We start from the raw sequence: 2,181 nt of genomic DNA, 5'->3' as shown, positions 1-2,181 counted from the left end.
CCGCCGCCCGGCGGGGGGATGCGGGCGGGCTGCCCAGGCGATTGCGGCGCATCATGTCCTACTGTCGGAGCATGGCCCGCCCCGGTACCGGTCCCCGTCGGACGCCGCCTTCGTCGCGCTCGTCCGAGTCGTCCCGGTCATCCGCACGGCCGGGGGTCGGCCCGGCCCAGATCGCCAGGCCCGGGGGCGCCGCCGGTGCTGGTGCCAAGGGCGGCGCCGGTGCCGCGGCGCCGACGGCAGAACCGGAGCCGGGCCGCGTTTTCCTCGGATTCTCCTACGCGCTGGGGGTCGTCCTCGGTGTCGGGCTGGGCCTCTACGGCGTCTTCCTCGTCCCCGACGGCCCTCGCCCGGGTGGCACGCTGCTGTCCGTCGGACTGCTGCTGGCGTTGGTGGGCAACGGGGCGGCGGCGCTGCTGGTGCGCTGGCTGACCGGTACCCGGCTGGGGCCGGCGACGGTGCTGATCGGCTGGATGCCGGTGGTGCTGCTGCTCGCCGCCTCCCGCCCCGAGGGCGACCTGCTGCTGCAGTCCAGCGCCAACGCGTACGCGTTTCTGCTGCTCGGCGGCCTGAGCCCGATCGTCGTGGCGGTCCTCGGCGGGGCGCGCCGCGGGTTCACCGTGCTCCCGCCCCCACGCTGACCGGGTGCCGGGACGTTCCCGGCCGGCTGTACCGGCGTGTGCCCGCAACGGCGGAACGCCAGAACACTGTGCGAGATGTCACCGGCTCCTGCTTGCGGGGGCACAGCCGGGGATCGCGGCGGTAGCGTGAGCCGGGTGGGCAGCCCGCCGCAGGAGATCCGCAGTGGTCCGCCCGCCGTTCGGGCCCCCCTGGACGCGGGTGACTTCCGCCGGGCGATCGGGCGATTCGCCACCGGTGTGACGATTCTCACCACCATTGCCGCCGCCGAGGGGCGCCATCTCGGGATGACGGCGAACTCGTTCGTCTCGGTCTCCCTCGACCCGTTGCTGGTGCTGGTGAGTATCCGCCGCGACGCCCGGTTCCACGCCCCGCTGCTGGCGGCCGGGGTCTGGGGCGTCTCGGTGCTGGCCGCCGACATGGCCGAGGCCTCAGGGTTCTTCGCCCGGCATGCCTATGAACAGTCCGGCGACATGTTCGCCCAGTGGCCGCACACGATCGGGGAACAGACCGGGGTCGTCCTGCTCGACGGCGCCCTGTCGGCCTTCGAGTGCCGGACGGTGTCGACCCACCTCGGCGGGGATCACACCCTGGTCATCGGCGAGGTGGTGTCGCTCACGCAGTCTCGTGACGACGCCGCTCCCCTGGTCTTCTTCGAGGGGAAGTACCTCGACACCGCGCCGTCCCGCGAGCCGGTCCCCGCCCAGGACGGCGGCACCGAGCGGGCCGGCTGAAACCCGGGTCGGCTGATACCGGGTTGGGTTGATACCGCCTCAGTTGAGGCGGGCGCGGGCTGCTGCGGCAGCCTGGCGGGCGGCGGCGGCCGCCGCCGGCTCCACCTCGGCCACCGTGTCGGCGAAGGCCGCCAGGTCGATCGCGCCGCCGAGGAAATCACCGAGCCGTACGCGCAGCTCGCCGCGCTCGCGGCGCAGGCTCGCCGGGTGGTGCGGGAGCAGCAGCGAGAGCTCGACGGCCCACAGCCGGGTCCGCGGCGTGTCCGAACGGGCGGCGAGGATGCGGATGTTGCCGAGGATGCGGGTCAGCACGTCCTGGGGATCCATCGGGGCCAGGTGCGCCCGGTTGAACGCGACCCCGGCCGCGCGGACCTTCGCCGCGGCATCGTGGATGGTCAGCAGCCGGCCGGCCGCGAACGGGTCGACGAGCACGAAGTCCTCGGGCGAGCCGACGGCGACGACCACATGGCCCGGCAACCCGACCAGGTAGGAGGCGACCCCGAGCCGGTGCGCCACCTCCAGCCAGACGACGGAGAGCAGGATCGGCAGGCCCCGGCGGCGACGCAGGACGTCGGGCAGCAACGAGGAACGCAGATCGTCGTAGTCGCCCTCGGAACCGGCGAAGCCGGCGTCGAGCCCGAGCGCCTCGTGCAGGGCCTCTGCCGCAGTTCGTGGATCAAGGGCGCCAAAGCGGCGTGGCTCGCCGTGGCGGCCGGCCGGGTCGGTCCCGGCCCCCGGCTGCCCCTGCCCCCTCTCGGCGCCACCGGCCGGCGGTGGGGTGCCTCGCTCCACCCTCGGGAAACCCCGGCTG

General features: G+C 74.3%; 3 protein-coding genes. 2 read left to right on the top strand and 1 reads right to left on the bottom strand.

The window, feature by feature from the left end; genetic code table 11:
• The coding region (locus NBZ85_RS30540) for a DUF6113 family protein (protein ID WP_261563363.1) at window positions 1-638 on the top strand (638 nt) is incomplete at its 5' end.
• A gap of 135 nt (window positions 639-773) precedes the next feature.
• Entirely contained in the window at window positions 774-1,370 is a 597-nt protein-coding gene (locus NBZ85_RS30535; protein ID WP_261556621.1) for a flavin reductase family protein, read from the top strand.
• A gap of 39 nt (window positions 1,371-1,409) precedes the next feature.
• On the opposite strand, the gene NBZ85_RS30530 is transcribed toward NBZ85_RS30535, so the two are convergent.
• The coding region (locus NBZ85_RS30530; protein ID WP_261563362.1) for a transglutaminase family protein at window positions 1,410-2,181 on the bottom strand (772 nt) is incomplete at its 5' end.

It is taken from the genome of Frankia tisae (genome assembly GCF_025403405.1).
In the GTDB taxonomy this organism is placed as follows: Bacteria; Actinomycetota; Actinomycetes; order Frankiales; family Frankiaceae; genus Frankia; species Frankia tisai.
The sequence above is the reverse complement of the archived record's forward strand: the minus strand, read 5'-3'. Positions and strand labels throughout refer to the sequence as shown.